Genomic DNA, 22,580 nt, shown 5'->3' with positions numbered 1-22,580 from the left:
GAAAAATTGGAAGAAAGCAGTATTTAAGCCCATGGACTTTCGTTCATGGGCTTTATCTTTAAGGCAGTGCCGTTTTCTCTGTATGTATTTAAATAAAGTCTGCATTAAATGTGATTGCAATTTGTCACTTAAAATAGTATAAAAAATGAATTTTTATAAATTTGACAAGAAGCTTCATGATGCCCATATCCCCATCTCTGACAAAAATCACTCGTCCGACTATTTCGAATATTTTCCAAAGGAAAAGGCTTTTTCACGCTCTTGACGAGGCCCGGACGGGGCCTGTTACATGGGTTTGCGCCCCGGCCGGCTCCGGCAAGACCTCGCTTGCGGCAAGTTGGTTGGATTCCAGAAAGCTCCCGTGCCTCTGGTATCAGGTCGATGAAGGCGACGGGGACCTCGCCACTTTCTTTTACTACATGGGGCTTGCCGGAAAAAAATCCGCCCCGAAGAATAAAAAACCACTTCCCCTCCTGACCCCCGAATACCTGCTCGGCATCCAGACATTTACAAGGCGTTATTTTGAAAACCTGTACGGCAGGTTGCTGCCCCGAAGTCCTTCCCCGTCAAAGAAGGGAACCGGGGGGGTAATCGTCTTCGACAACTACCAGGACGCACCCGGCCAGGCCTTTCATGAGATGATGTCGCAGGCCCTGGAGGTAATCCCCGAAGGGATAAGCGTAGTCATCATCAGCCGGGCAGAACCGCCGCCACAGCTTTCGCGCATCAGGGCCGGCAGGAAGATGCGTATTGTCGGATGGGACGACATCCGGTTTACCGTTGAAGAAACAAAAGAGATGATTGCCGGAGAATCATGCGGCATGAGCGACGAGGCATTATCGTCGCTGCAAACCAAGACCGACGGTTGGGCGGCGGGTCTCGTTCTGATGATTGAAGAGGCGAGGCGCGGAGGGTTCAATGCGGGCGGGGAATTGAAAACGCAGGGCGAGCTGTTCGATTATTTCGCCAGTGAGGTTTTCAACAAAACGGAAGGGTCGACCCGGGACCTGTTGCTCAGAACGTCATTCATGCAAAAGGTCGCGCCGGATATGGCTGAAAGACTGACAAGCAATGTGCCTGCCGGAAAAATATTAGAGAGACTCAGCCGCGAGCACTTCTTCACGCAAAGGCAGGGCGAAGCCTACCAGTACCATCCCCTTTTCAGGGAGTTTCTTTTGAATCTCGCAAACGAGACATTTTCAGCCAAAGAGGTCTCGTCGATACAAACGCAGACAGCCGGTCTTCTGGAAGAAAGAGGGGAGCTGGAAGAGGCCTGCGGATTATATGTTGACGCGCGCGCCTGGTCTGACGCAGTGCGACTCATACTGGCCCATGCGCCTGCCCTTGCGTCACAGGGAAGATGCGCGACCGTCAACAGCTTGATAGAGGCCCTTCCCGCGGAGGTAAGGGAGAGCGACCCCTGGCTCACATATTGGGTGGGCATCTGCAAAATGGCCTTTGCTCCCGGCGAGAGCAGAGGTTTTTTAGAAAAGGCTTTCGAGCAGTTCAGGGACGACCAAGACGCAGCCGGGATATTCCTCTCCTGGGCGAGCATTGTCGATTCATTCAATTACGAATGGGAGGATTTTGCCCCTCTCGACCACTGGATAGCCGTTCTCGAAGAACTGCTGAAAACCTATCCTGTGATGCCTTCGCCCGAGATCGAAGTGCGCGTGGCGGCAGGGATGCTGATTGCAATCATGAACCGGCAACCTGGACATCCTGATAAGCCCGTCTGGACCGAGAGGGTCGAACGGGCCGTGCTGGAGACCGATAATGTACAACTTAAGATGGCGCTCGGAAGTCAGCTTTTTCATGCCTGTATGTGGGGCGGGAACACTCTGCGATGCGGGTTCTTGATAGATAAATTGAGGCCTTTGGCGAAGTCCAGAGAATGCGATCCGTTATCCAAGCAGTATTGGTATCTCATGGAATCGATGTACTCGTGGATTGTGGCCGACTGGTCCTCTTGCCATCGCGCGGTTATTGAAGGATTGAAGAACGCTGATGAGAGCGGAGTCCACCTTTTCGACCTCTTCATTCTAGCGAACGGCATCTACGGGGCCCTCTCTCTGGGACAGCCTTCATTTGCGCATCCATGGTTTGAGAGGATGTCTCGCATCAACAGCCCGCGGCGGGGGGATAAAGGGCTTTATCATTACAAGGCCGCATCGATAGCCTGGTACGATGGCGACCTCAAAAGATCGGCGGACCATGCCCTGTGGTCGGCGGTAAACGCGGAAAAGATGGGCTGGCCTTTCGTGCAGTCAATCACCTTGCTAAGCCTGGCATCGACGTATTACGATGACGGCCTTTTTGAAGAGGCGGAAGCCGCCCTTGCAAAGTCGCTCGACCTCTGCCGAGGCGTAATGCCCCTTTTGGAATGCTGGGGAAGTCTGAACGGGGCCAGGTTCGCATTCGAGCGCGGAAGAGATAAAGAAGGAGCTGTCCTGCTGGAGCGGGGGTTAGCCATTGCCGCCAAATGCGGCATTTGGAATATCCCGAGGTGGAAAGATGAAAGGATGTCCCGCCTCTCTGCAAAGGCGCTGGAACTCGGGATAGAGACTGAATACGTCAAGAAATTGATCGCAAAACGCGGGCTAGTGCCTGAAAGACCCGTTGACGGCTGGCCTTACTCCATAAGGGTTTATACGCTCGGCAGATTCGAGATTGTCGTCGACGGAAAGCCTGTCGAGTCTCAGGGCAAGGTGCAGAAAAAACCGCTTGATATGCTCAAGGCGATAATCGCTTTAGGTGGAAAGGACGTCAGCGAGGATACTTTGAATGACGCGCTCTGGCCCGATGCCGACGGGGACGCCGCGCATAAATCCTTCGGGGTCACTCTCCTTCGCCTTCGCCGCCTGCTCGGCACTGACAAGGCGCTTCGGTTGCAGGACGGGCTGGTGACGCTCGACCCGGCCTATTGCTGGACGGATATATGGGCCTTTGAGAGTATTGCAAAGGACGAGAGCTGTCCGGGCCACCTGTTCGAAAAGGCGGCAGAGCTCTACCGGGGCGATTTCCTGCCTGCGGATCGCAATGACTGGTCGATCTCCGTCCGCGAGCGCCTGAGGGACAGGTTTTTACGCCTGATAATAAGAATGGGTAAAAGTGGCGAAGCGCAGGGGGATTGGGAATCGGCCGCGCGGTATTATGCAAAGGGGCTTAAGATAGACAACCTAATGGAGGAGTTGTATCAGCGTCTAATGGCCTGCCATAAAAACCTCGGCAGGCATGCCGAGGCCGTAAAGGTCTACAACCTGTGCAGGGAGAACCTGGAAAAGCACCTCGGCATAAGCCCATCGGCGCGGACCGAGGCGCTTAAGGATGGGATATAGTCACGCCAGCATAAGCCATGCCTGCATCGCTCGCAAAATCTTCTTAAAAATCAAGTAACTAGGAATATTCCCAATCCGTAGACAATCTGTAGTCTTCCCCGTGTTACCTTTCATGAAAATAAAATGGGGTGGAGATGGATACCTTTATAGTCCGCATATACAGGCGCGACAAGGAAGGGATAGCCGGGCTTGTGGAGTCGGTAGAGGGTGGCGAGAAGAGGAATTTCAACGATATCGAAGGCCTGCTCGGGGTCCTGAAAATAGACATTGAAAACCTCAAACTCAAAAAAAACACCTCTCCGCCCAAGGCGTGACATATTTGCAGTTGAAATTCGTTTACATATAAACGCGCTCTCGCGCAAAGAATAAAAGAAATTCTAGAGGAGTTATGACATGGGAAAAGTGAAATTCTATTCTGTAATCCTGAGGCTTAAGGCGGCCCTGGTTGTTTTAGCCTGCCTTATCTTCGCCGTCCCCTCTCTGGCCGCAGCAAGAGGCGACGCGGCCAAGGCGGTAATGTCGGCAGGACAATATCACACAGTATCAATCAAGTCCGACGGCACGCTCTGGGCGTGGGGATACAATGAACAAGGCCAGCTCGGGGATGGGACGACCATCAACAAAACCTCGCCAGTGCAGATCGGGACGGACAACGATTGGGCCTCGGTCGCCACGGGAGACAATCATACCATAGCCCTCAAATCCGACGGCACACTCTGGGCGTGGGGGCTTAATTATTACGGTCAGTTGGGTGACGGGACGACCACCGATAAGTATGCCCCTGTACAAATAGGTGCTGGCAACAACTGGGCCTCGGTTGCCGCGGGAAGCGGTCATACCATAGCCCTAAAATCAGACGGCACGCTCTGGGCATGGGGACTCAATGGAAATGGCCAGCTCGGAGACGGGACGACCACCAACAAAACCTCGCCTGTGCAAATCGGGACGGACAACAACTGGGCGTCGGTCGAGGCGGAAGACACCCATACTATAGCGCTCAAATCAGACGGCACGCTCTGGGCGTGGGGATACAATGGATATGGCCTGCTCGGAGACGGGACAGACACCCAAAGGACTGCGCATGTGCAAATCGGGACGGACAACAATTGGGCCTCGGTCGCCGCAGGACATTTCCATACAAGCGCGCTTAAATCAGACGGCACGCTCTGGGCATGGGGACGTAATTTCTATGGCCAGCTCGGTGACGGGACGACCACCAACAAATATGCCCCTGTGCAAATAGGCGCTGACAACAACTGGGCCTCGGTCGCCACGGGAGACAATCATACCATAGCCCTCAAATCCGACGGCAGGCTCTGGGCATGGGGATACAATTACTACGGCCAGCTCGGAGACGGGACAACTGCTCAAAGGAATGCCCCCGTGGAGATTACGAATATCGGCACTGAGTGGGCCTCAATTGCCGCGGGATACTTCCATACAAGCGCACTTAAAGCAGACGGCACGCTCTGGGCGTGGGGAAGGAATTACTACGGCCAGCTCGGGGATGGGACGACCACCGATAAGTATCCCCCTGTGCAAATCGGGACGGACAACAAATGGGCCTCGGTCGCCGCGGGAGGCGCTCATACCATAGCTCTCAAATCAGACGGCACGCTCTGGGCGTGGGGGCGTAATGATTTTGGCCAGCTCGGAGACGGGACGACTACAAATAAGTATGCCCCTGTGCAAATCGGGACGGACAACGATTGGGCCTCGGTTGCCGTGGGAAACTATCATGCCATTGCGCTTAAATCAGACGGCACGCTCTGGGCGTGGGGGCGTAATGATTCTGGCCAGTTGGGTGACGGGACGACTACCGATAAGTATGCCCCTGTGCAAATCGGGACGGACAACGATTGGGCCTCGGTTGTCGCGGGGCACGAGCATGCCATAGCCCTCAAATCAGACGGCACGCTCTGGGCATGGGGACGGAATTTCGCTGGCCAGCTCGGGGACGGGACGACCATTGATAAAACCGCGCCAGTGCAGATCGGGACGGACAACAATTGGGTTTTGGTTGCTATTGGAGGCAATTCTAATATAGCGCTTAAATCAGACGGCACGCTCTGGGCATGGGGAGACGATAACTACGGCCAGCTCGGAGACGGAGACGAAACGACGATATACAGGTATGCCCCTGTGCAAATCGGGACGGACAATAAATGGGCCTCGGTCGCCACGGGAGGCGCTCATACCATAGCTCTCAAATCAGACGGCACGCTTTGGGCATGGGGGCGTAATGCCTATGGTCAGCTCGGGGACGGGACGACCACCAACAAATATGCCCCTGTACAAATAGGTGCCGACAACAACTGGGCCTCAGTTGCCGCGGGAGCCCAACATAGCATAGCCCTCAAATCCGACGGTACGCTCTGGGCATGGGGGCGTAACTCATCTGGCCAGCTCGGGGATGGGACAGGCATAGATAAAAATATACCTGTGCAGATAGGAGTCAATAACGCGCCTTCACTGTCTTACTCAGATGAGGCAGGCTTCGGCACGGACGGCCTGGCCCCAAATGCTGGCTCGCCTTCGATAACCTTCACTTACAAGGTGGTCTATTCCGATTCGGACAATAACGCGCCTTCATACATAAGGGCCTGCATAGACGGCTCATGCAATGAGATGAGCTTCGATACAGGCGCGGAAGCAGCCCTTCAGGACGGCAATTACGCCAATGGCGAGCAGTATGTATATACGGCGAGCCTTGCGGTCGGCTCCCACAATTACTACTTCGAGGCGTCTGACGGATTGAACCCGGTAAGTCTGCCTTCTTCGGGCGCTCTCTCTGGCCCAGCCGTAAGCGACCTTGCCATAACAACCGGGTCGCTTTCCGACGGGACGGTCGGCTCGTCCTACGGCCAGACGCTTACTGCAACCGGAGGGAGCGCACCATACGCCTGGAGCATCCCGGGCGGCGGCCTCCCGGCAGGACTTGCCTTGAACGCATCAACGGGTGAGATATCCGGCACTCCGACAGCCGCCGGGAGCTACGGATTCACTGTTGACTTGACCGACTCCGCTTCGTTCACTACCAGCCAGAGCCTCTCAATAACCATAAACTCCGGCAGCGATACCACCCCGCCGACTGCAACGGCTTCTGTCCCAGGCGGCACCTATGTCTCCGCCCAGAGCGTAACAATTTTTGCCGACGAGGCCGCGACCATATACTACACGACCGACGGCTCGACCCCGACGACCTCATCAAAATCCATACTGGCGGGCATGTCTATCCCGGTCAGTACTTCCATGACTCTCAAGTACTTTGCCGTGGACGGGGCAGGGAATGAGAGCGAGGTTGAGATACAGAACTATACGATCGCTGGCGGAGACGTATTGGCATGGGGACTCAATAGATATGGCCAGCTTGGAGATGGAACCACCACCAACAAGACCGCCCCAGTGCGGATAGGAACGGATGACAATTGGACCTCGGTTGCCGCTGGGACTGACCATACAACAGCTCTTAAATCAGACGGCACACTCTGGGCGTCGGGTTTGAACGCATGGGGCCAGCTCGGGGACGGGACGACAATCGACAGGTATTCTCCAGTGCAGATCGGAACGGATAACAGGTGGGCCTTGGTTGCCGCGGGAGTATATCATACTATAGCTCTTAAATCAGACGGCACACTCTGGGCGTGGGGTGGGAATGAGTGGGGCCAGCTCGGAGATGGGACAATCACCAACAGGCTCGCCCCTGTACAAGTTGGGACTGATAGCAAGTGGATCTCTGTTGCTGCTGGAGGCATTCATACAATAGCTCTCAAATCCGACGGCACGCTCTGGGCATGGGGAAACAGTGGATTTGGCCAGCTCGGAGACGGGACGACCACTTACAGGACCGCCCCTGTGCAAATCGGGACGGATAATAATTGGGCCTATGTTGCTGCAGGAGGCGATCATACTATAGCGCTAAAATCAGACGGTACGCTCTGGGCATGGGGAAACAATGGAACTGGCCAACTCGGAGATGAAACAACAACCAACAGGACTGCGCCTGTGCAAATCGGTATGGACAACAATTGGGCCTCGATTGCCGCGGGATACTATCATACAATAGCCCTTAAATCAGACGGTACGCTCTGGGCATGGGGGAACAATGGAACTGGCCAGCTCGGAGATGAAACAACAACGAACAGGACTGCGCCTGTGCAAATCGGTATGGACAACAATTGGGCCTCGATTGCCGCTGGATACGATCATACCATAGCCCTTAAATCGGATGGTACGCTCTGGACATGGGGTTGGAATTATTCTGGTGAGCTAGGTGACGGGACGACCACCGGCAGGACTTTTCCTGTGCAAGTTGGCGGGCTTGCGAGCGTGGTGTCTATTGCTGCTGGTGTTGCATCTCATTCACACGCTATTACCGAAATATCTGCTGACACCACCGCCCCTACAGCTTCCGTCACAATCAACGGCGGTGCTGCCTCGACCGGTTCAAGCAATATCAGCCTGATTTTGTCCTGCTCTGATGTGAGTGGCTGTTCACAGATGCGTTTCAGCAACAACGGCACAACATGGTCCTCGTGGGAGAGCTATGCAACGAGCAAGTCATGGACGCTTGTTGCCGGAGAGGGGACAAAGACCGTATACGCGCAGTTCAGGGACGCGGCAGGGAATGTGTCCTCAACTGTTTCCGACAGCATACAATATTCACCCGCCATTGATCTCATAGTAAGCGCCCTTAGCGGGCCAGCTAGCGCGGCAAATGGTACTGGCATATCGGTATCCGATATCGTGACGAACCAGGGCGCCGACGTTTCTGCCACATCCTACGTGAGGTTCTATCTTTCCACGGACGCGACCATAACGACCTCCGACCTGTACATCGGGAACAGGGCTGTTGATGCCCTTGGAGGAGGTGCTTCGAGCGGCGCGATTACGAGCTTTAACATACCCGCGACCGTGGTGCCAGGGAGCTACTACATAGGGGCTGTAGCCGACGCCACTAACACCAATCCGGAAACTGATGAGAACAACAACACGGCTGCCACACCCATAACCATAACGAGCGGCATAGACCTTATAGTGAGCGCCCTTGGCGGGCCGTTGAGCGCGGCGGGCGGGACCGGCATATCCGTGTCCGAGACCGTATCGAACCAGGGCTCCGGGACCTCGACCTCCTCGTACGTGAGGTTCTATCTTTCCACGGACGCGACCATAACGACCTCCGACCTGTACATAGGGAACAGGGCTGTGGATGCCCTTGGAGGAGGCGCGTCAGGCAGCGCGACTACTGCCCTGAATATCCCGGCTACCGTAACGCCCGGCAGCTATTACATAGGTGCGGTGGCCGACGCCACGAACACCAACCCCGAGTCTGATGAGAACAATAACATTGCCGTTACGCCGATAACTGTAACGAGCGGCATAGACCTCATAGTGAGCGCCCTTGGCGGGCCGTCGAGCGCCGCAATCGGGACGGGCGTGTCTGTGTCCAGCACCGTGACGAACCAGGGCTCCGGGACATCGAACTCGTCATATGTTAGGTTTTATCTCTCCACGGACGCGACCATAACGACCTCTGACGTATACATTGGCAACAGGTCGGTAGGTGGCCTTGGAGGAGGTACTTCGAGCGAGACTACGACGACGCTGAGCATACCCGCCACAATCGCGCCAGGTAGCTACTACATAGGGGCTGTGGCCGACGCCACGAACACGAACCCGGAGTCTGATGAGAACAACAACACGGCTGCCACACCCATAACCATAACGAGCGGCATAGACCTGGTCATTAGCGCCCTGAGCGGGCCGTCGAGCGCCGTGACCGGAAGGGGCATGTCGGTGTCCAGTTCAGTAAGAAACCAGGGCTCCGGGACATCGAACACGTCATACGTGAGATTTTATCTCTCCACGGACGCTACCATAGCGACCTCTGACGTATACATCGGCAACAGGTCGGTAGGGGGCCTTGGAGGAGGTGTTACGAACGGCGCGACAACTAACCTGAATATCCCTGCTACCATAGCGCCCGGTAGCTACTACATAGGCGCTGTGGCCGACGCCACGAACACCAATCCCGAGAGTAACGAGGCTAACAACACGGCCGCCACGCCGATTACAATAACTAGCGGCATAGATTTTGTGGTGAGCGCCCTGAGCGGGCCGTCGAGCGCCGTGAGGGGGACGGGCATGTCGGTGTCCAGCACAGTAACGAACCAGGGACCAGGAACCTCGGTCAAGTCTTACGTGAGGTTCTATATCTCCACGGACGCGACCATAACCAAGGCCGACGTCTATATTGGATACAGGTCGGTAGGGGCCCTTGGAGGAGGCGCGTCGAGCGGCGCTACGACTACGCTGACCATACCTGCCACAATCGCACCCGGAAGCTACTACATAGGTGCGGTGTCCGACGCCACTAACACCAACCCCGAGAGTAACGAGGGCAACAACACGGCTGCTACACCGATAACGATACAATAAAGGTAGGTTTGGAACGGGGCGGAGCCGGTCATGGATTTCACCCGATTTTGTAGACAGCCACTCTTTGCCTTAAGAAGCCATCTTGAATCATATGGGCTGACATGCCCGAGGTGGCTATGCCGCTGGGTCCTATTGTAAAAAAAGTCTATGTAGTCGAAGAGGTCGGTTTTTACCTCTTCCCTGGTCGGTAGATTCCTACACAACGCGTTCCTTGTTCAAGCTGCTGAAGAAAGACTCTGCCATGGCATTGTCATAGCAGTTGCCCCTGTAGCTCATGCTTGGTTACCATGCCATGCACTCCTGCAGGACCTCACCCTGTCGTCGTTGCCGTATTAAGAGCCTGTCTGAGTGTACGATCACCGAGTTTTTGCCACACTGACGCAAAATTGCTATAAAAAGCGCGTCAAGGGCCAGCTCCCTTGGGTGGCTTCATCGACCACCACACCAGCATCCTGGAGAGCAGGTCTATAACGACCGCCAGATAAAATCTCCCCTCATATGACCTGATTATATGATATCGATAACCAGATCTCGTTCGGGTACATATCTGGTGGCTGGTAATTTGTATAACAATTAAATTTCAAAGAAAAAAAAGGTTACGAAAAATCTCGTAACCATTTGATTTAAATGGCGCGCCTGGAGGGATTCGAACCCCCGGCCCACTGCTTAGAAGGCAGTTGCTCTATCCGACTGAGCTACAGGCGCAATCGATGGGATGAAAGTGCGGTTTAGGTTGAAATTGGTCGGGGCGAGAGGATTCGAACCTCCGGCCCTCTGCTCCCAAAGCAGATGCGCTACCAGGCTGCGCTACGCCCCGAATAAGCCGTTTTTAAAGGCCTTTCGGCCTGATTTCCCCGGCAAACTTTAATTTTTACCACGGATAAGTCTTGATTTGCAAGGCCTTTAACCGTCCCCCGCTCCCGTTCGGCTGCCCGTGGCCGCCTCCAAACGAAAAAAGGCCGGGTCGCCTGCCCCGGCCTCTCCCAAACCATATTAAAAAGATTGCTAACCCGCCATGCCCTTTATCTGGCTTATTACGGCCTTAATCTCATCGTCGCTAAGGGTCTGCTTCGGCATCCCTATCGCGAACTCCTTATATTTTTTATCAGCGCCGTTACGCCCCTCCTTGATGACCTTTGCAATCTCTTCCTCCGCGCTGTTCTTTACGAACGCGTTCCCCTTGAAGGCGGGGGCCATCGCGGTGCCCTGCCCCTCAGCGCCGTGGCAGGTGGAACACTTCGACTTGAATACCGAGCCCCCGTCAGCGGCAAAGGAAACGGAGCCTGCGGTTATCGCTACTGCGGCGGCGAGACCTAATCCGAATAGTCTTTTCATTATGCTTCCTCCTTTTGGGTTCTCTGGCGCCCGCCCTTCGGGGCCTAAGGCTGCGTACGATGGCAGGCAACAGGATTTTTTGCAGGCTGCTGAAAAAGCCCCATCTGCTGTGTCGTCTTCAAAGCTCGTCACTGCGACGTACTATAAAAGTACGCCTCATTCCTCACTTTTCGACTCCTTGCATCTGGAGCTTTTTGAGCAGCCTGAATGTGATTTTGAGTTTTTCGGCGACTTGTTAGAATTTAAGTATACTGCAATTTTTCCGGGGCGCTATCCGGCACCGGTATTTATTTCAGGCGGTCTGAATGACCGGACCCCTATCCCGATTGAAACCCCTGTTTTTTGAAGGTTTTTCTCCCAGGCATGGGATTATCCACGGTTTTTGGCGATAGCAGAGGGCGGGTTGAGTCCCGGTCCTCTTTTTATGCGCTCAGGCCCGTTCCAGAATTCCTCTTGACAGGGCAGGCGTATTTGTATACTGTATACAATGAAAATTGTCCGGCCGTCTGGCCGGAGGGCATGGCGGGGCTCCTTAATAGAAAGCCGGATTTTAAACCTGAGTAATATTATTCCCATTCGGCATTGGCACTGTTGTTTCCGGTTTCTTGGCCTTCCAAGGCCCAACCCGCCCGAAAAATCATTTTAGCTTGAAAAACCGGGGGCTTTTTCGACCTGAATACAAGCGTTTTTCGCCACGGCCCCCTGATCTTGATTGAGGGGGCCTGGGCCTTGTCCGGCTGAAATTGAGCATACCCGAGGTATTCGGGATGCAATCGAACCTATAAAGCTTCCTTTTGTGCCGAAGGTCCCCCAGAGTCCCAAGGCCCTTTCGCGGGGAGTTTTCGAATAAGGAGGTCGGATGGCCCGGAAAAAGATTACGGTTATAGGCGCTGGACACGTGGGCGCCACAACGGCCCTGTGGGTCGCCACAAAGGAGCTCGGGGACGTGGTGCTCCTCGACATTGTCGAGGGCACGCCGCAGGGCAAGTCCCTCGACCTCATGGAAGCCGCTCCCATCGAGTGCTTCGACTCGAACGTCACGGGCACGAACGACTACAAGGACACCGCCGGCTCGGACGTCATTATAATCACCGCAGGCATCCCCAGGAAGCCCGGCATGAGCAGGTCCGACCTCATCAACACAAATGTCGGCATCTTGAAAAGCGTCATAGAAAACGCGGTCAAATACTCGCCGAACGCGCATCTCCTCATTGTAACAAACCCCCTCGATGTAATGGTATACGCGGCATGGAAGCTATCAGGCTTTCCGCCTGAGAGGATAATGGGCCTCTCCGGAGCGCTCGACGGCTCGCGCATGAGGTCGTTTATCGCGATGGAGCTCGGCGTATCCATGCAGGACGTTCACGCGATGGTCATAGGCGGCCATGCCGACGAGATGGTGCCGCTTAAGAGATACGCGACCGTCTCCGGCATACCAGTCACCCAGCTCATTTCGGCGGACAGGCTCTCCTCCATAATGGAGAGGACCAAGAAGGCGGGCGGAGAGATAGTCGGGCTCCTCAAGACGGGTAGCGCCTACTACGCCCCGTCGGCCGCAGTCGCCGAAATGTGCGAGGCCATAATAAAGGACAAGAAGCGCGTAATGCCCTGCGCCGCGTACCTTTCCGGGCAGTACGGGGTCGACGGCATATTCATCGGCGTGCCGGTGGTAGTGGGCTCGGGCGGCGCGGAGCGGATAATTGAGATAGAGCTCGACGGCAACGAGAAGAAGGCCTTTGATGATTCGGTTTCCGCTGTCCAGGGGCTTATAAAGGACCTGCAGATAGGGAAGTAGCAGGTAGCTGAAAAACTCGAAATTTCATGCAGGCTGGTAGGAAAGGGTTTCGGATTTGAGACAGGTTTCAACAAAGGACATCACGGACAAGGTCAGGGATCTCTGCATAAGCGCGGCCTGCGACCTCGAGCCCGATATGGCATCGGCCCTCCGGGCCGCCCGCGAGAAAGAGGAGTCGCCCCTCGGCAAAGAGGTGCTCGGCCAGATAATCGAGAACTTCGAGATAGCCGGGGCCGAAGGCCTCCCAATGTGCCAGGATACGGGCATATCGGTCTTCTTCGTAGAGCTGGGAAGGGATGTCGCACTTGACGGGCCGCTTTACGATGCCGTAAACGAAGGCGTGCGCAGGGGCTATAAAGACGGCTTTTTGCGGAAGTCGGTTTGCCACCCCCTTAAGAGGATAAATACCGGAGACAACACTCCGGCAATCGTCCACACCTCGATAGTGGAAGGGGACAAGGTCAAGATAAAGATAGCCCCCAAGGGCGCGGGCAGCGAAAATATGAGCAGGCTTAAGATGCTCAAGCCCGCCGAAGGGGTCGAAGGCATAAAGGCATTCGTGGTCGAGACCGTTAGGGAAGCTGGCGGAAACCCCTGCCCGCCGATCGTCCTAGGCGTAGGCATAGGCGGGAGCTTCGAGAAATGCGCGATACTCGCCAAGAAGGCACTTTTGAGGCCGGTCGGCACGCAGAACCCGGACCCGGACCTCGTTCAGCTTGAGGCGGACCTCCTTAAGATGATAAACGACCTCGGCATTGGCCCAATGGGCTTCGGCGGCAGGACCACGGCCCTCGCCGTGCATATAGAGGCGCATCCCTGCCACATAGCGAGCCTACCTGTGGCCGTGAACATTCAGTGCCACGCCGGAAGGCACAAGGAAGCGGTGATCTGATGTCAGAGCCTGTAAGGATATCCGCACCTCTCTCCGACGAGATAGTCGGGAAGCTCAGGGCAGGCGACAAGGTCCTCATATCCGGGGTCCTCTACACTGCCAGGGATGCCGCGCACAAGAGGCTTATAGAGCTTCTTGACGCCGGGAAGGAACTGCCCTTCGACATAAAGGGCCAGATAATCTATTATGTCGGCCCCACGCCCGAGAGGCCGGGGCAGGTCATCGGCTCTGCGGGGCCCACGACCAGCGGCAGGATGGACGCCTACACCCCGAGGCTCATCGAGCTGGGCCTGAAGGGCATGGTAGGGAAGGGCGCCAGGAGCAAAGAGGTGCTCGATTCCATTAGGAAGCACAAGGCAGTCTATATGGCTGCCGTCGGCGGCGCGGCCGCCCTCATAAGGCGCTCCATAAAGAAAGCTGAGATAGTCGCTTACGAGGACCTCGGGCCCGAGGCCATAAGAAGGCTCGAGGTGGTCGATTTCCCCGCGATAGTGGTGAACGACGCCGAGGGAGGAGACCTCTTCCTCCAGGGCGTTCAAAAGTACAGGAGAGTCTCTTGAAGATATCTCTTTCCAATGCCGACGTCCAGAGCAAGGGTGTTGCGAGGGTCGAGCGCCTTAGCGGCGAGGACCTCAAAAAGTGCTACCAGTGCGGGAACTGCTCTGCCGGGTGCCCGGTCTCCTATAAGATGGAGATACCCCCGACCAGGGTGATGAGGATGCTCCAGCTCGGAAAGCTTGACGAGGTGAAGGCGGCCAACTCGATGTGGCTCTGCGTAGGGTGCCTCCAGTGCTATTCGAGGTGCCCGAAGGGCTGCAGCGTGGCGGCGGTATTGGAGGCCATGAGGCAGGACGCCTTAAGGGAAGGCGGTGACAGGGTGGAGGTAAAGGACCTCCCGATGCCGCTACTCAAGAAGGCGCCGCAGCAGGCTATTGTCTGCGGATTCAGGAAGTTCGTGAGCTGAGTGCGTCATGCAAGGAAACTATCCGTCTGCTATGTCAGGGCTGCGGGCTTGAATCCTCACATACAGGAAAGTATGCTGCGGTTCAATCCCTTGCCCTTCCTCGCATCCGGACGTTTCAAGCGCGAAGGCAAGTAAAACAATTAAGTTTTCAGATGGTCCTTATGAAGATACCTTATTATCCCGGTTGTACATTAAACACGGTCGCCAAGCAGTTCGACTCCTCCGCACGGGACTCCGCCCTTGCGGTAGGCTTCGAAATGGCCGAGCTCAAGCAGTGGAACTGCTGCGGCGCGACATTCCCGCTCGCCCCTGATAACCTCATGGGCCTCACCGCCCCGGCAAAGGTCCTCTCCGGGGCGCGGAAGGAAGGCGACACGCTCACGACCCTCTGCTCGGTCTGCTATAACGTCCTTAAGCGGACGAACAAGGTCCTGAAGGACAGCAGGGAGAAGAGGGGAGTCGTAAACGGCTTCATAGAAGAGGAATACGACGGGAGCCTCAACGTCCTCCATTACCTCGAAGTGCTCCGCGACCGTGTGGGCTTTGACAAGGTGAAAGAGGCGGTAAAGAGGCCCTTGAAGGGCATAAAGGCCGGGGCCTATTACGGCTGCATGCTCCTTCGTCCCTTTGAGGACATGGGCATAGACAACGCCGAGAGGCCGACCATATTCGAGGACTTGCTTAAGGCCCTCGGGGCCGAACCTGTCGAATTCCCTAACAGGATAGAATGCTGCGGCGCGCACCTCGCCATGAACGACGAAGAGGTAGTCACTCGCCTTTCCGGGGCGGTAATCGATTCGGCTGCGGGCATGGGCGCGGAGCTTATAGTAACGAGCTGCCCCCTCTGCCAGTACAACCTCGAGAAGAGCCGCGGCGCGGCCGCAAGCAATGGAGTGCCCGTAATATACTTCACCCAGGCGCTGGGCCTTGCCCTCGGCCAGGAGATCGAAACCCTCGGGTTAGAGAAGAACGCAACTGACGTAATGCCGCTTCTCAAGAAGAAGGGGATAGTTTAGGTCCGGTCATTGCGAGGCTGGCGAAGCCAGCCGAAGCAATCTCATGAATGAAGCAAAGACAGAAGCTGTAGAGTGGTTTTCAACTGAAGTGTCTTTAGTTATAGTTACCTGAGGGTCCTCTTATGCCGAGAATCGGAGTCTTCGTCTGCCAGTGCGGGAATAACATAGCCGCTACCGTCGACACCAAAAAGGTCGCCGAGGAGATGGCCAAGATCCCCGGTGTCGTCTACACCTGCGACTACAAGTTCATGTGCTCCTCCCCCGGGCAGGAGACCCTCAAGCAGGCCATCAAGGAAAATAACCTCGACGGCATTATCGTCTCGGCCTGCTCTCCGCACATGCACGAGAAGACCTTCAGAAAGGCCTCCGAGGCAGCTGGCCTCAATCCCTACCAGTGCGAGATAACCAATATCCGCGAGCAGTGCTCTTGGGTCCACCACGACAAGACCAAGGCGACCGGCACTGTAAAGTCCATCGACCTTACCAGGATGACCATACAGAGGCTCAAGAAGAACCAGCCTCTGAAAAAGATAAAGATACCCGTAAAGAAAAAGGCGCTCGTCATAGGCGGCGGCATCGCGGGCATCCAGGCGGCCCTGGACATAGCGGAGGGCGGAAGGGAAGTCATACTCGTCGAAAAGGAGCCGTCCATCGGCGGCAACATGGCGAGGCTTTCCGAGACCTTCCCCACGATGGACTGCTCGCAGTGCATCCTTACGCCCAAGATGGTCGAGGCCGAGCTTAACGAGAACATAACCCTCTACACCTATTCCGAGGTCGAGAAGGTCGACGGCTACATCGGCAACTTCACCGTGACCATAAGAAGGAAGTCCAAGTACGTCGACGAGGAGCGCTGCACCGGCTGCGGCGAGTGCACGGAGAAGTGCCCGTTCAAGGTGGAAAGCGCATTCGAGCTGGGCTTGAATAAAAGGAAGGTCATCTACACGCCCTTCCCGCAGTCCGTGCCCAACATCCCCGTCATCGACGCGCCGAACTGCCCAAAGATACAGAAGGACAAGTGCGGCGCATGCGCCATAGTCTGCGGCCCCAAGTGCATTGACTTCAAGATGGAAGACAAGCTCGTGACCGAAGAGGTCGGGGCCATAGTGGTGGCCACGGGCTACCAGCTCATGCCGAACGGGCGCTTCGGGGAATACGGATACGGCAGGATAAGGGACGTCATAAGCGGGCTACAGTTCGAAAGGCTCGCGTCGTCTTCCGGCCCGACCGGGGGCGAGATACGGAGGCCCTCGGACGGCAAGGTCCCGGAAAGCGTCGTCTTCATCCAGTGCGTTGGGTCGAGGGACGAGAAAAAGGGCGTTTCCTACTGCTCGAAGATATGCTGCATGTACACGGCCAAGCACACCAAGCTTTATTCGCACAAGGTGCACGGCGGCCAGGCTTACGTCTTCTACATGGACATACGTTCCGGAGGCAAGCGGTACGAGGAGTTCGTAAGGGGCGCGATAGAGCACGACGGCGCCATGTACCTCCGGGGCAGGGTCTCCAGGGTATACGAGAGAGACGGAAAGGTCATAGTCCAGGGCGCGGACACACTTAGCGGCTCGCAGGTGGAGATAGAGGCCGACATGGTCGTCCTCGCTACCGCCATCGTATCGAGGGAGGGCGCGGACGGGCTTGCCCAGAGGCTCGGCATAGGCTATGACAAGCACAAGTTCTATAACGAGTACCACCCGAAGTTGAAGCCCGTGGAGACGGTCACCGCCGGCATATACCTTGCCGGCTCATGCATGGGCCCAATGGACATACCCGATTCTGTCGCGCAGGGTAGCGCTGCCGCAAGCAAGGTCTTGGCGCTCTTCTCAGCCGACGAGATGGCAAGGGAGCCCATAACCTCGGTTGTAAACAAGACGACCTGCAATGCCTGCTGGGACTGCCTGACAGCCTGCCCCTACACGGCAATCGAGAGGGATGCCATAAAGGACCGGAAGGGCAACATAGTGAAGTGGGTCGCGAAGGTGAACGACGGCGTCTGCCAGGGCTGCGGAGTTTGCGTGGCGGCCTGCAGGTCGAAATCCATAGACTTGAAGGGCTATACGGACGAGCAGGTGTTTGCGGCCATAAACGCGTTTTAAGGGGGTGCCGCCCCTAAACGCCCGTCTGCGTTGTCAGGGCATTTATGAGCGGCACCGGACAGACAGATAAAAGGAAGTCAGTAAATGAGCGCACATCTCGATAAAGAAGATACCCAGGCCGCTTCAGGCTCCTTTGAGCCGAAGATAATGGCCTTTGTCTGCAACTGGTGCACCTACGCGGGCGCCGACCTTGCGGGCACTAGCAGGATGGAGTACAGGCCGAACGTGAGGATAATAAAGCTCCCCTGCACCGGGAGGATAGACCCGCTTTTCATCCTCAAGGCTTTCGAGAACGGGGCCGACGGCGTGCTCGTCTCCGGCTGCCATCCGGGCGACTGCCATTACACGACCGGCAACTACCACGCCCGGAGGCGCTGGATAGGCTTCAAGAGCCTTATGGAGTTCGCTGGAATAGACATGAGGAGGCTCCATTTCTCGTGGGTCTCGGCCTCCGAGGCCATCAAATGGGTGGACCTCATAAATAAGGTTACAGACGAGGTAAAGGCCCTCGGCCCCTTCATGGAGTACAAGGGGCTGAAGGAAAACGAACTCGAATAAGACAGGCGGCGGAATGGGAACCGAGATATCGGTAAGCGCGGTGCTCATCGAGCGCGAGGACGGCACTTACAGGGCCAACTGCCCGGAGCTCGACGTCGAATCCGAGGGAGAAAGCTCCGAGGAGGCCTTCGAGAACCTCAAGGCCGCCGTCCAGATTCACGTGAGAAAGGCCGGGGCAGAGGGGCTAAAGCAGGTAAAATGCTTCAAGTTCAAGGTCTCCCTCGATTAGGGGCCTTGGCTTAACCGGAATGGCAGAGGCGGTGGAGATGCCTCATAAGAAATTGGACAGAAGGCGCACTTGATGGAAAACATATTAAGGCAGAAGGCTAAAGAGCTACTTACCTCGGGCGAGGTAAAGGTCGTAATCGGCTACGGTTGGAACAGGACCAAAACGAGGACCACCCCGGTATTCATAACCGACCCGGTTGACGCGGACCAGCTCGTCTGGAACCCCCTTTGCGTAAATAACCTCTCGGTCTATCTTACGCGGAAGTTCAAGGACATCCAGGCCCTCGGAAAACCAGCGATAGTGGCCAAGGGCTGCGATATAAGGAACATTGCCGTCCTCATATCAGAGGCGCAGATCAAGCGCGAGGACGTCTATATAGTCGGCATGACGTGCCAGGGGGTCGTCTACAAGCAGGACCTCTGGCAGGGGGAATTGAAACCCAACATAATGCCGACCAAGTGCCACAACTGCGACGTTAGGAATCCGCACCTTTCGGACTTCGTCGTGGGGGATAAAGTCGATTTCGCGCCGCCCGAAGAGCCCACGGGCATGGTATTTGACAAGATAAAGGACCTCGACTCCAAATCCTCCTCCGAAAGGTGGACCTTCTGGATAAACGAGTTCTCGAGGTGCATAAAATGCTACGCCTGCAGGCAGGTCTGCTCGCTCTGCTATTGCGAGAGGTGCATAACCGAGAAGAACATGCCCCAGTGGATAGAGACCTCGGCCCATCCAAGGGGGAACCTCTCGTGGAACCTCATAAGGGCCATGCACCTTACGGGCAGGTGCACCTTCTGCGGGGAGTGCGAGAGGGCGTGCCCGGTGAACATTCCCTTGAACCTGATGAACCAGAAGATGATAATGGTCGTCAAGGACGCGTTTGACTTCAAATCCGGCTACGACGAAAAGGCGCATCCGCCGATGATAGTCTTTAGCCCTGACGACAAGGAAAACTTCATCAAATGACCCTGCCCGCTACGCGGGCGGATGAAAACGGTATCTATGGCTGACAAGACTCTTAAAAAGGAAGACCTCGGAAAGCTGATCGACTCTGTAAGGGCTAAGGGCGGAAGGTTCGTCGCGCCAGCTCTCGTTACGCGCCAGGTCGTATTCAGGAGCGTCAAATCCGCCGAGGAGGTCGCGACCGACTACATCCTCGCAAGGAACTCCTTCAAGGAGTTCCTCTTCCCGCAGACCGAGGTCATAGCCGAGTTCTCGATGAACAAAAACACGGTTAATCTCAAAGGCGTCGAGGTCAACGCGCCGGACACCGTCGTATTCGGAGCGAGGCCGTGCGAGGCCGCGAGCCTTAAGGGCTTGAGGACCCTTTTCACATGGGACTTCGTGGACGAGTTCTACACGAAGAGGGAAGACAGGACGGTAGTCATAACCGTCGGCTGCACTAGCGGCGACGAGGCCTGCTTCTGCACGACCGTCGAGCTCTCTCCGGACTCGACGGAAGGCGCTGACGTATATCTCAGGGAGACCGAGGACAACGGGTATACCGTAACCGGTTTGACTGATAAGGGGAAGAAGTTCCTTGATACCCATGCCGACGTTTTCACCTCCGGCGCGGCAAAAGAGAAGCCCCTTTTCAAGCCGGAGAAGGTCCCTGACGTGGATTTAAGGAAGGTCTCCGAGAGGCTCAAGGACACGGCCCATTACGACGACCCTGTCTGGACGAAGCTCACCATGAAGTGCATCGGCTGCGGGGCCTGTACTTTCGTTTGCCCCACCTGCAGGTGTTTCGACATAACCGACGAGGGCACGGCCTTCGAGGGCGAGAGGAGAAAGAACTGGGACTCCTGCCAGTACGACTCCTTCACTCTGCACGCTAGCGGCCACAACCCCAGGGAGCACCAGCCCCAGAGGTGGAGGAACCGCTTCATGTGCAAGTTCAACTTCTACCCCGAGAAGTTTTCGTCAAAGGGGTGCGTGGGCTGCGGCCGCTGCATTAGGGTGTGCCCGGTGAGGCTGGATATAACCGAGGTCATGCAGGAGTTCTCTAAATAGCTCGTTTGCCCATAAAGCACCTGTCTGCGTGTCAGGACGGCGGGCTTGAATCCTCACATACCAAAATAGTATGCTGCGGTTCAATCCCTTGTCCTTCCTGGTATCCAGGCGCTTTATGAGCAAACAGGAACGCAAGAAAATATAAAAAAAACGGACGAGAATCACTGCCTTATGAATAACATTTATCTTCCGCAGCTTGCGAAAATAGAGGAAATAAGGGACGAAGCCCCGGATGTGCGGAGCTTCAAGCTCGTTTTCGAGGACCCCGCTGTCCGCGACTCGTTCGAGTTCAAGACCGGCCAGTTCGGCCTCTACTCGGCCTTCGGCCTCGGCGAATCGACCTTCTGCATAGCTTCTTCGCCTACGAGGAAGGGCTTCATACAGTGCACCTTCAGGCGCACCGGGCGCGTGACCGGCGGCCTTGCCCAGCTCTCGGTAGGCGACACGATGGGTTTCAGGGGCCCCTACGGCAACTGGTTCCCGGTTGACGACTGGAAGGGGAAGGACATCGTATTCATAGCCGGAGGCATAGGGCTTCCGCCGGTCCGCTCTGTCATATGGAACGTACTTGACCGCAGGCAGGACTTCGGCAATATCACTATAGTGTACGGGGCCCGGACGGTAGCGGACCTCGTCTACAAGGACGAATTGAAGGGCTGGGACGAGAGGGACGACGTAACGCTCGTGCAGACCGTGGACCCGGGCGGGGAGACCCCGGAATGGAAGGGCAAGGTCGGGTTCGTGCCGACGGTCCTCGAAGAGGCCGCGCCTTCGGCGAAGAACGCCGTGGCGGTCACCTGCGGTCCTCCGATAATGATAAAGTTCGTCCTCAATTCGCTTCTCAAGCTCGGCTTCGACGAGGGAAGCGTTTATACTACATTAGAGAACAAGATGAAGTGCGGCGTCGGCAAGTGCGGCAGGTGCAACGTTGGCGACGTCTACGTCTGCAAGGAAGGCCCGGTTTACACGGCCGCCGAGATAAAGAGGATGTACAACGATTTCTAATCCAGTTAATTTAATGCAGGAGCCCGGAGAATAAGCCATGGCAGACGATAACAAAAGGACCGCGACCTTAGCTACCGGCGACAGGACCATACCGCCGAAGGACGCGAAGATGATCCCCATATACATAATGGGCAGGGAGTACCAGGTCCCCGAGACCCTGACCATAATGAAAGCCATAGAGTACGCCGGGTACTCATATGTAAGGGGGTGCGGGTGCAGGGGCGGCATATGCGGCGCGTGCGGCACTTTTTACAGGTTCCTGGGCGACTACAGGCTCCGCTCCGGGCTAGCCTGCCAGACCGTGGCCGAGCCGAACATGGTCATAATGCAGCTCCCGTTCTTCCCGGCGAACAGGCCGGGCTACGAGATAGACAAGGTGAGCGGCAACCCGCACGAGGAACTGAGGGCGCTCTACCCCGAGGTCTTCAAGTGCGTGGGATGCGGCACATGCACAAGGACCTGCCCCATGGACATAGACGTCATGGACTACATCGCGCTCATGAAGAGGGGCGACCTTAAAGGAGCGGCGCACAAGAGCTTCGATTGCGTCATGTGCGGCCTCTGCGCCTCGCGCTGCCCGGCCCAGATATCGCAGTTCAACGCGGCCATGTTCGTAAGGAGGGTCTTCGGCAAATATATGCTCCCGGCGGCAGGGCACCTCGCGAAGAGGGTCGAGGAGGTCAAGGGCGGCAAATACGAGGGCTCGCTGAAGGAGCTGACCGCCATGAAGCAGGACGACGTGAAGAAGCTCTACGTCGAGCGCGAGAGGGAGCCGGACCTCGCGGAATCCGGCAAGTGGATGCCCAAGGATACGAGCAAGCTTTAGACGGCGACTTCCCGTGAGCGGGATGCGCGCTTAACGATATTTTCTGGAAAGGCAAACGGGCCGCCCGAGGCGGAC

16 protein-coding genes and 2 tRNA genes are annotated in these 22,580 nt (G+C 56.2%); 15 read left to right on the top strand and 3 right to left on the bottom strand.

Annotated elements, in window-relative coordinates; translation table 11 throughout:
• Positions 1-341: 341 nt before the first annotated feature.
• From K8I01_03805 to K8I01_03795, 3 genes are all read left to right on the top strand, one after another.
• Positions 342-3,338, top strand: a complete 2,997-nt coding sequence (locus K8I01_03805; GenBank protein MBZ0219541.1) for an AAA family ATPase — start codon at positions 342-344, stop codon at positions 3,336-3,338.
• Positions 3,339-3,472: 134 nt separating this feature from the next.
• The gene (locus K8I01_03800; GenBank protein MBZ0219540.1) at positions 3,473-3,652 is read left to right on the top strand and encodes a hypothetical protein; all 180 of its coding nucleotides are present in this window, start codon (positions 3,473-3,475) and stop codon (positions 3,650-3,652) included.
• A gap of 79 nt (positions 3,653-3,731) precedes the next feature.
• Positions 3,732-9,776, top strand: coding sequence for a chitobiase/beta-hexosaminidase C-terminal domain-containing protein (locus tag K8I01_03795; GenBank protein ID MBZ0219539.1), 6,045 nt, complete (start codon positions 3,732-3,734; stop codon positions 9,774-9,776).
• A 628-nt stretch (positions 9,777-10,404) separates the two neighbouring features.
• On the opposite strand, the gene K8I01_03790 is transcribed toward K8I01_03795, so the two are convergent.
• From K8I01_03790 to K8I01_03780, 3 genes are all read right to left on the bottom strand, one after another.
• A tRNA-Arg gene (locus tag K8I01_03790) sits at positions 10,405-10,481 on the bottom strand.
• Positions 10,482-10,516: 35 nt separating this feature from the next.
• Positions 10,517-10,593 (bottom strand) — tRNA-Pro (locus K8I01_03785).
• A 188-nt stretch (positions 10,594-10,781) separates the two neighbouring features.
• Positions 10,782-11,111 (bottom strand): cytochrome c, encoded by a 330-nt coding sequence (locus tag K8I01_03780; protein ID MBZ0219538.1) that lies wholly within the window; start codon positions 11,109-11,111, stop codon positions 10,782-10,784.
• 859 nt (positions 11,112-11,970) lie between these two features.
• On the opposite strand from K8I01_03780, the gene mdh reads away from it, so the two are divergent.
• The 12 genes from mdh (at position 11,971) to K8I01_03720 (ending at position 22,505) form a co-directional block, all read left to right on the top strand.
• Positions 11,971-12,906 carry a malate dehydrogenase gene (mdh, locus tag K8I01_03775; GenBank protein ID MBZ0219537.1) on the top strand — a complete coding sequence of 312 codons (936 nt, stop codon included), beginning with the start codon at positions 11,971-11,973 and terminating at the stop codon, positions 12,904-12,906.
• Positions 12,907-12,961: 55 nt separating this feature from the next.
• Positions 12,962-13,798 (top strand): fumarate hydratase, encoded by an 837-nt coding sequence (locus K8I01_03770; protein ID MBZ0219536.1) that lies wholly within the window; start codon positions 12,962-12,964, stop codon positions 13,796-13,798.
• Entirely contained in the window at positions 13,798-14,358 is a 561-nt protein-coding gene (locus K8I01_03765; protein MBZ0219535.1) for a Fe-S-containing hydro-lyase, read from the top strand. Before K8I01_03770 ends, K8I01_03765 begins: the two co-directional genes overlap by 1 nt.
• The gene (locus K8I01_03760) at positions 14,355-14,762 is read left to right on the top strand and encodes a 4Fe-4S dicluster domain-containing protein (GenBank protein MBZ0219534.1); all 408 of its coding nucleotides are present in this window, start codon (positions 14,355-14,357) and stop codon (positions 14,760-14,762) included. The genes K8I01_03765 and K8I01_03760 overlap by 4 nt, the downstream gene beginning before the upstream one ends.
• Positions 14,763-14,923: 161 nt before the next feature.
• Positions 14,924-15,778 carry a CoB--CoM heterodisulfide reductase iron-sulfur subunit B family protein gene (locus K8I01_03755; GenBank protein MBZ0219533.1) on the top strand — a complete coding sequence of 285 codons (855 nt, stop codon included), beginning with the start codon at positions 14,924-14,926 and terminating at the stop codon, positions 15,776-15,778.
• A 122-nt stretch (positions 15,779-15,900) separates the two neighbouring features.
• Positions 15,901-17,874, top strand: a complete 1,974-nt coding sequence (locus tag K8I01_03750; GenBank protein MBZ0219532.1) for a CoB--CoM heterodisulfide reductase iron-sulfur subunit A family protein — start codon at positions 15,901-15,903, stop codon at positions 17,872-17,874.
• 84 nt (positions 17,875-17,958) lie between these two features.
• The gene (locus tag K8I01_03745; protein ID MBZ0219531.1) at positions 17,959-18,432 is read left to right on the top strand and encodes a hydrogenase iron-sulfur subunit; all 474 of its coding nucleotides are present in this window, start codon (positions 17,959-17,961) and stop codon (positions 18,430-18,432) included.
• Between the two features lie 13 nt (positions 18,433-18,445).
• Complete coding sequence (locus K8I01_03740; GenBank protein ID MBZ0219530.1) at positions 18,446-18,661, top strand: hypothetical protein; 216 nt, start codon at positions 18,446-18,448, stop codon at positions 18,659-18,661.
• A 72-nt stretch (positions 18,662-18,733) separates the two neighbouring features.
• Positions 18,734-19,627, top strand: a complete 894-nt coding sequence (locus K8I01_03735) for a 4Fe-4S dicluster domain-containing protein (GenBank protein MBZ0219529.1) — start codon at positions 18,734-18,736, stop codon at positions 19,625-19,627.
• 36 nt (positions 19,628-19,663) lie between these two features.
• Positions 19,664-20,674, top strand: coding sequence for a 4Fe-4S dicluster domain-containing protein (locus K8I01_03730; GenBank protein ID MBZ0219528.1), 1,011 nt, complete (start codon positions 19,664-19,666; stop codon positions 20,672-20,674).
• Positions 20,675-20,845: 171 nt separating this feature from the next.
• On the top strand, positions 20,846-21,679 hold the full coding sequence (locus K8I01_03725) for an FAD/NAD(P)-binding protein (protein ID MBZ0219527.1): 834 nt from the start codon (positions 20,846-20,848) through the stop codon (positions 21,677-21,679).
• A gap of 37 nt (positions 21,680-21,716) precedes the next feature.
• A complete protein-coding gene (locus tag K8I01_03720) occupies positions 21,717-22,505 on the top strand; it encodes a 4Fe-4S dicluster domain-containing protein (protein MBZ0219526.1) in 789 nt (262 codons plus the stop codon).
• Positions 22,506-22,580 lie beyond the last annotated feature (75 nt).

Source organism: Deltaproteobacteria bacterium (assembly GCA_019912665.1).
Lineage (GTDB): Bacteria > Desulfobacterota > GWC2-55-46 > GWC2-55-46 > GWC2-55-46 > UBA5799.
The sequence above is the reverse complement of the archived record's forward strand: the minus strand, read 5'-3'. Positions and strand labels throughout refer to the sequence as shown.

What these genes read in the sequence shown, in the direction of transcription:
- K8I01_03765 (MBZ0219535.1), top strand. Translation starts at nt 13,798, where the DNA reads ATGTCAGAGCCTGTAAGGATATCCGCACCTCTCTCCGACGAGATAGTC.
- K8I01_03795 (MBZ0219539.1), top strand. Translation starts at nt 3,732, where the DNA reads ATGGGAAAAGTGAAATTCTATTCTGTAATCCTGAGGCTTAAGGCGGCC.
- K8I01_03745 (MBZ0219531.1), top strand. Translation starts at nt 17,959, where the DNA reads ATGAGCGCACATCTCGATAAAGAAGATACCCAGGCCGCTTCAGGCTCC.
- K8I01_03750 (MBZ0219532.1), top strand. Translation starts at nt 15,901, where the DNA reads ATGCCGAGAATCGGAGTCTTCGTCTGCCAGTGCGGGAATAACATAGCC.
- K8I01_03730 (MBZ0219528.1), top strand. Translation starts at nt 19,664, where the DNA reads ATGGCTGACAAGACTCTTAAAAAGGAAGACCTCGGAAAGCTGATCGAC.
- K8I01_03720 (MBZ0219526.1), top strand. Translation starts at nt 21,717, where the DNA reads ATGGCAGACGATAACAAAAGGACCGCGACCTTAGCTACCGGCGACAGG.
- K8I01_03780 (MBZ0219538.1), bottom strand. Translation starts at nt 11,111, where the DNA reads ATGAAAAGACTATTCGGATTAGGTCTCGCCGCCGCAGTAGCGATAACC.
- K8I01_03725 (MBZ0219527.1), top strand. Translation starts at nt 20,846, where the DNA reads ATGAATAACATTTATCTTCCGCAGCTTGCGAAAATAGAGGAAATAAGG.
- K8I01_03735 (MBZ0219529.1), top strand. Translation starts at nt 18,734, where the DNA reads ATGGAAAACATATTAAGGCAGAAGGCTAAAGAGCTACTTACCTCGGGC.
- K8I01_03800 (MBZ0219540.1), top strand. Translation starts at nt 3,473, where the DNA reads ATGGATACCTTTATAGTCCGCATATACAGGCGCGACAAGGAAGGGATA.
- mdh (MBZ0219537.1), top strand. Translation starts at nt 11,971, where the DNA reads ATGGCCCGGAAAAAGATTACGGTTATAGGCGCTGGACACGTGGGCGCC.
- K8I01_03740 (MBZ0219530.1), top strand. Translation starts at nt 18,446, where the DNA reads ATGGGAACCGAGATATCGGTAAGCGCGGTGCTCATCGAGCGCGAGGAC.
- K8I01_03755 (MBZ0219533.1), top strand. Translation starts at nt 14,924, where the DNA reads ATGAAGATACCTTATTATCCCGGTTGTACATTAAACACGGTCGCCAAG.